Here is a 6,685-nt window from a genome sequence, read left to right on the forward strand (position 1 = left end):
CGAGGCCGCCGCCGCCGCGGCCGCCGCCGGCGCCGCCGAACGCGACGCCACCGTGGCGGCGGAGCGGGCCACCGCCGTCCTCCGCGAGGTCGAGGCGCGCGCCTCCGCCGCCGCCGCCGAGCTCGACCGCGCCCGCTCCGCGGCCACCGCGGCGGCGGGGGCGGCGGCGAGCCGCGCCGCCGCGTCGCGCGCCGAGGAGGACCGGGCCGCCACCCTGGACACCGAGGGGGCCGCCCGGCTGGCCGGCTGCGCCGCCGCCCGCCAGGCCGCCACCACCGCCGCCGTCGAGGAGGAGGGCGCCGCCGCGGCCCTGGCGGCGACCGCGGAGCTGCTGGAGCAGGCTCGCGCGCGGGCCGCCGACGAGCGGGGGAGATGCGAGCGCACGGAGCTCGAGCTCCGCGCCCAGGAGCTCGAGCTGGCCCGGGCCGAGCCCCGGGCCACGGAGCTGCGCGGCCGTGCCGCCGCCGCCCGCCAGGCGCTCGCCACCGCCCGGGCCCGCGCCGACGCTGCGGCGCTCCGCCGGCTCGCCGCCGAGGGGCAGGCGCTGGCCGCGCTGGCCCGCCGCCACGAGGCCGCAGCCCGGCGCGCGCGCGTGAACGCGCTGCTGAGCAGCAGCACCGCCGAGCTCGAGCGCGTCGCCGGCCCGGTCGCCGCGGCCGAGGCGGCGGTCTCCGCCCTCGCCGCCGAGCGCGCCGACGTCGCCGTCATCGCCGCCCGCGCCGCGGACGAGCACGCCGCCGCCGGCGCCGACCTGGCCGCCTGCGAGGCACGGATCGACGAGCTCGCCGAGGCGGTGCGCGAGGACGACTGCGACGAGGGTCCCGAGCCCGAGGCCGACGCCGCCGAACGGGCCGAGCGCGAGATCACCCGGCTGGAGCGGCGGGTCGCCGCCCTGGGGCCGGTGAACGCCCTCGCTCCCGAGCAGCACGGCGCCCTGCTCGCCCGCCTGGAGCGGCTGCGCGCCGACCATCACGACCTCGCCTCGGCCTGCCGCGACCTGCGCGCCCTCGCCGCGGTGCTCTCCGACGAGATCGAGCGGCGCTTCGAGGCGGTCTTCGGAGCGGTCGCGTACCACTTCCACCTGCTCTTCGCCGAGCTCTTCCCCGGCGGCCGGGCGACGCTGCGCTTCCAGACCCCGGCCCCGGTCGAGGACGGCCCCGAGGACGGCGAGCCGGCCCGGGCGGCCGAGCCCGAGGGCATCGAGATCCTCGCCCAGCCGCCGGGCAAGCGTCTCCAGGCGCTGCGGCTGCTGAGCGGCGGCGAGCGCGCCCTCACCGCCCTGGCGCTCATCCTCGCGGTCCAGCAGGTGAACCCCAGCCCGTTCTGCGTCTTCGACGAGGTCGACGCTCCCCTCGACGATCCGAACGTGGTCCGGTTCAACCGGCTGCTGCGCCGGCTCGCCGCCACCCAGCAGTTCCTGGTGGTCACCCACAACCAGACGACGATGGCCGCGGCCGACGTCCTCTACGGGGTGACCTCCAACGCCGACGGCACCAGCCGGCTGCTCAGCGTCCGCCTCGAGGGCGGCCGGGCCGTGCCCCAGCCCGAGGCCCGCGCCGTGGAGGCGGTCGCCGCCGCCATGGGCTGATGGTGTTTCGAAGGGGCAGGAAGAAGGATCGCGAGGGGGACCAGGCCGAGACGCCGGCCGAGGAGCAGGTCGAGGCCGGGGAGCCGGAGGCGGACCGGGACGATGTCGCCGCCGGGCCCCCCCCCGGCGTCCAGATCTGGGAGCCCACCCCCGAGCCCGAACCGGAGCCGACCCGGCGCCGCGAGCGCGAGCCTCGTGCGGAGGCCTCGGAGGAGGGGGACGGGGGCGAGCAGAAGCTCGCCTGGTGGCGGCGCATGTCGCGCCGCATGGACAAGGCGTCGGAGCAGTTCGCCGAGCAGGTGCAGGACATCGTCCTGCTCCGCCGCGACCTGGACGACAGCTTCTACGACGACCTGCTCGAGGTGCTGCTCGCCGCCGACGTGGGGATGCTGACCGCCGAGCCGGTGGTCGAGATCCTGCGCCGGCGGGTGCTGGTCGAGCGCATCCCCGACGCCGAGGCGGCGCTGGAGGCGCTCAAGGAGGAGATGATCGCCATCCTCGAGTCGCGGGACCGCGCCCTGCGGCTGGACGGCCATCCCAGCGTCGTGCTCATCGTCGGCGTCAACGGCAACGGCAAGACCACCACGATCGGCAAGCTCGCCCACCGTCTGCGCAGCGACGGGGGCTCGGCGCTGGTCGCCGCCGCCGACACCTATCGTGCCGCCGCGATCGAGCAGCTGCGGGTCTGGGCTGACCGCGCCCACGCCCCGATGGTCGCCCACCAGCACGGCGCCGACCCCGGCGCGGTGGTCTACGACGCCATCCAGGCCGGGATCGCCCGCGGGGTGCAGGCGGTGCTCGTCGACACCGCCGGCCGCCTCCACACCAAGGCGCCGCTGATGGAGGAGCTGAAGAAGATCCAGCGGGTGGTGCAGCGGCTGGTGCCCGACGGTCCCCACGAGACCCTGCTGGTGCTCGAGGCGCCGACGGGCATGAACGCCCTCACCCAGGCGCGCGCCTTCCACGACGCCCTGGGGGTGACCGGCCTGGTGCTCACCAAGCTGGACGGCAGCTCCCGCGGCGGCACCCTTCTCGCCATCGAGGCGGAGCTGGGGATCCCGGTGAAGCTGGTGGGGATGGGGGAGGGGATCGACGATCTGAACGTCTTCGACCCCCGCGCCTACCTCGACGCATTGTTCGCGGGGGTCCTCCAGGTCCACGGCTGACGCGTCGCTGCGGCGACAGTGGCTGGGGTACGTGGCGGGGTTGAGCACCTCGTTGGTTCCGTGGCACATGACGGCGGACGCCACGTCAAATCCCGACTCCTGATACTTGCATCCGATCGACCCCACGGTTAAGGTGTCGTGCAGTGGGGCCGCGCCCCGGAGAGGGCCGAGCCCAACGGCTCGAGGAGGATTGCGAATGCGGACGTGCTTCAGTGTGCCCATCGCCGTGGCCGGCGTCGGGCTGATGGTGGGGGCGACCGGGGGTGTCACCGCCCAGGCCAAGGTGGTGAACAACAACAGTCCCACGGTGACCCAGGTGGCGCCGGGCGACAACACCGCCAGCGCCACCAACAGCTCCAACTCACGGCAGTTCGTCGGAGGCTACGGCCTCACCGCGGTGTCGAGCGACAACAGGGCCAAGCTCACCAACAGCACGGGAATGCTGCAGGACGTGGGCACGGCTCCCAACAACAACGGCAACTCCGCCAGCGCCAGCGACAGCAGTGGCCTCACCCAGTACGTCGGCAGCGCCAACGGAAATGCGCTGTTCGGCACCGGGGCGATCACGGTGACGTCGAAGGACAACACGGCCACCCTGAAGGCATCGTCCAGGGGGACGGGCAACTGCGGCGCGCAGGGCATCTTCTTCTGCGGGCAGTTCATCGGAGGTGGCAACGGCAACGAGGTCACCGGGAGCGGCTTCTCCAACACCCAGCAGATCTTCTTCCTCGGCGCCGGCGGCGGTGCGAACGACAACGAGCTGACCGCCAACGGCAGCAGCATCACCCAGTTCGTGACCAACAACTCGGGCACCTCGCCCATCGCCACCATCGGCACCGTCGGAGTGCGGGGGGCGAATGCGAGCCACAACGAGCTCGAGGCCACGGGATCGTTCATCACCCAGGTGGTGGGGAACGGCAACAACAACGACCTCGACGCCAGCGGCAACACGATCACCGAGATCGTCACCAACGGCAGCGACAACAGCGTGTCGGTGAAGGGGAACAACGACACCGTGACCATCACCGGCGCGTCTCCGACCCTGACCGCGGACCACAACCGGGTGACGGTGCAGGGGAACAGCGACACCGTCACACTGACCACGAGCAACAACACGGTCAAGATCAAGGGCAATATGCTGAGCTGCAGCACGGGCTGCACCCTGCCGTAGGGTCTGCCCCGGAGGGTGCGGTGGGCGCGTGTCCACCGCACCCGGCGGGTGGCGCGACCCTGACACCGGGGCGGCTGCAAGTCCGGTGCGGCGCATCCGCAACCGGCCTCGACTCGCCGGCGGACGACGCCCCGAATGCTGTCGGTTTGGTCAGGGATCGCGGTCCGGAGCCGGCGCCATCTGCAGAGTTGTTCGGTTGGAACGGATTATCGCTTTTGTCGTTTTTGAGTGATATCCCCGCTACCACTATTCATAGTTGCGGAACCCCGATCAGGCGGGCTAGTGTGACGACATCGGCGGCGGCAGTGGACCGGCCGCGAAGAGAGGATGAGCCCCCGGGCGGGCTCGAGGAGGAGACGGGATGCGCAGAGGGACCAACCTTGCCGTGGCTGCCGTGGGTGCGGTGGTGGCGGTGGGCGCCGGGGGCAGCACCGCGCACGCGGCGAAGGTCACCAACAAGAACAGCCCGACCGTGGTCCAGGGCGTGCTCGGGAACAACTCGGCGACGGCGATCAACAGCGCCAACTCGTGGCAGTACGTCGGGAGCACCCTCTCCCACGGGAACTCGGCAACCCTGAAGAACAGCCTCAACATGTGGCAGGATATCGGGACCTCGCCCGGCTCCAACAACAACAGTGCCACCGCGAGCAACAGCAGCAACCTCAGCCAGATCGCCGGCAGCCAGAGCGCCAACGACTTCTTCTTCGGTCCCGGGCTGATCACCCTGACCGCGAGCGACAACAAGCTGACGCTCAACGCGTCCACCGCGACCGCCGCCCCTGGCGGCAATCCTCCGTGGATGAGCACCACGTGCGGTGCCACGGGCGGCTTCTTCTGCGGCCAGTTCGTCGGCGGCGGGAATCACAACCAGCTCACCGGCACCGGCGCCGGCAATACCCAGCAGGTGTTCTTCTTCGACACCACGCCGGCCACGAGCAGCGGTGCCAATGGGAACGAGCTGACCGTCACCGGCAGCGGGAACACGCAGTTCGTCACCAACAACACCGGGGCCACCCCGCTCACGATCAACACCATCGGCACGCCCGCCACCCTGGGCACCAGGGCGAGCGGCAACGAGCTGGAGATCACCGGCAACGGCAACACCCAGGTCGTGCAGAACGGCAGCAACAACGACCTCCAGACGATCGGCAACGGCAACACCGAGTTCGTCACCAACGGCAGTGGCAACAGGGTGACGGTGAAGGGCAACAACGACACGGTGACCATCACCGGCAGCAGCCCCACCTCCACCGCCGACAACAACAAGGTCACCGTCAGCGGCAACGGCGACACCGTGACCCTCACCGACACCAGCAATCGGACGATCAAGGTGAGCGGCAACGGGATCACCTGCACCGGCGCCACGCCGGCCTGCTGAGTCGAGACCGGGCATCCTCGAGCACCGGAGGCACTCGGGTGCTCACGGTGACGGGCACAGGGAGCGGCGGGATCGTCCCGCCGCTCCTTCTCTCTGCTCAGGTTCCGCGGTGCGCGATTGCGGCCCGCCGCCCTGGGTCCGGCCGCCAACTGCGGATGTCGCCCTTGTGGCGTCTGACGCGAGCGCGGACAGGCCCGTCGGTCGATCGCTTCGAACTTGCCAACCAGATGGACTCCGGACTATCGTGGCGCTCTGCGGGGTGCCGGCGGTGGGCACCGATATGAGGGAGTTCCGGGCCGGGGCTCGGATGCGAAGGGAGGGGGCGACCCGCATGGCGAGATGTCTTGAGGTGGCCGTCGCCGCCGGTGCCGTGGTGGTCGGCGCGGTGGGACTGGCACCGGTCGCGGTCGAGGCGGCGGGCTGCCCCTGCACCATCACCCGAAACAGCACGCCGTCCTCGCAGCTGGTGCTGGGGAACAACACCGGGCGAATCTTCAACAGCGCCGGCAGTGCCCAGCTGATCGGCGATCCCGGCTCCCACGGAAACGTGGGCACGATCCGGAACGACCTCGGCAGCCTCCAGGAGATCGGTGATGCACCGGGTGCCAACAACAACCACGGCACCCTGAGCAATACCCTCGGGGCCGCCCAGTCGATCGCGACGCTGGGGGGTTCCTCCAACCAGGCGCGGATCACCAACAGCGTGGGCAGCGTGCAGAACCTCGGCTTCGTCGAGGTCAACTCCGTCCCCAACCTGTCGAACCACAATCAGCTGTTCATCACCAATGGCGACCGGCTCACCCAGCAGCTGCTGAACTACGGCAGCTACAACACGCTCCGTGCCAACGGTCCCGGGATCGTCCAGTTCGTCGGCGGGCTGAGCTTCCAGGGCTTCCAGAACCACAACCAGCTGACCGCCAGCGGGAGCTCGATCGTCCAGGCGGTCCAGGCCACCGCCCTCGGCTCGCTTGCCAACCGAAACGAGCTCGAGGCCAGCGGGATCACCATCCTCCAGACCGTGACCCAGACGGTTGCGGGTTCGTCGAATCGCAACCAGCTGGACGCGCGGGGGGTGGGCATCACCCAGCAGGTCACCAACGGGAGTGACAACCGCCTGACCGCACGGGGCACCTCCAACACGATCACGATCATGAACGCCAACGACAACACGGTGCGGGTCACCGGGAGCTCGAACCAGGTGACCATCACCGGCACCGTCGCGGGTGCCCCGGCGCAGGACAACCGGGTGATCATCGTCGGCAGCAACGACACCGTCACCATCACCGACATGAGCAACCGTACGGTCGTCATCCGCGGCAGCAACCTCACCTGCACGGGTGCCCCGCCGCCCGGCTGCTGAGGACGGACTGCGCGGCGCCGCG

5 protein-coding genes are annotated in these 6,685 nt (G+C 71.1%); all 5 read left to right on the forward strand.

Annotation, left to right across the window (positions count from 1 at the left end):
• The coding region (locus VGL20_15975; protein HEY2705179.1) for a hypothetical protein at positions 1 to 1,588 on the forward strand (1,588 nt) is incomplete at its 5' end.
• Positions 1,588 to 2,754, forward strand: a complete 1,167-nt coding sequence (gene ftsY / locus VGL20_15980; protein ID HEY2705180.1) for a signal recognition particle-docking protein FtsY — start codon at positions 1,588 to 1,590, stop codon at positions 2,752 to 2,754. The genes VGL20_15975 and ftsY, both read left to right, overlap by 1 nt.
• Before the next feature lie 214 nt (positions 2,755 to 2,968).
• On the forward strand, positions 2,969 to 3,925 hold the full coding sequence (locus VGL20_15985; protein ID HEY2705181.1) for a DUF3060 domain-containing protein: 957 nt from the start codon (positions 2,969 to 2,971) through the stop codon (positions 3,923 to 3,925).
• A gap of 361 nt (positions 3,926 to 4,286) precedes the next feature.
• Entirely contained in the window at positions 4,287 to 5,303 is a 1,017-nt protein-coding gene (locus tag VGL20_15990; protein ID HEY2705182.1) for a DUF3060 domain-containing protein, read from the forward strand.
• 331 nt (positions 5,304 to 5,634) lie between these two features.
• On the forward strand, positions 5,635 to 6,663 hold the full coding sequence (locus tag VGL20_15995; protein HEY2705183.1) for a hypothetical protein: 1,029 nt from the start codon (positions 5,635 to 5,637) through the stop codon (positions 6,661 to 6,663).
• The last annotated feature ends 22 nt before the right edge of the window (positions 6,664 to 6,685 follow it).

The sequence above is a fragment of the Candidatus Dormiibacterota bacterium genome, assembly GCA_036495095.1.
Lineage (GTDB): Bacteria > Chloroflexota > Dormibacteria > Aeolococcales > Aeolococcaceae > CF-96.

Coding starts and splice junctions, on each gene's coding strand:
- VGL20_15990 (HEY2705182.1), top strand. CDS start 4,287: ATGCGCAGAGGGACCAACCTTGCCGTGGCTGCCGTGGGTGCGGTGGTG.
- VGL20_15995 (HEY2705183.1), top strand. CDS start 5,635: ATGGCGAGATGTCTTGAGGTGGCCGTCGCCGCCGGTGCCGTGGTGGTC.
- ftsY (HEY2705180.1), top strand. CDS start 1,588: ATGGTGTTTCGAAGGGGCAGGAAGAAGGATCGCGAGGGGGACCAGGCC.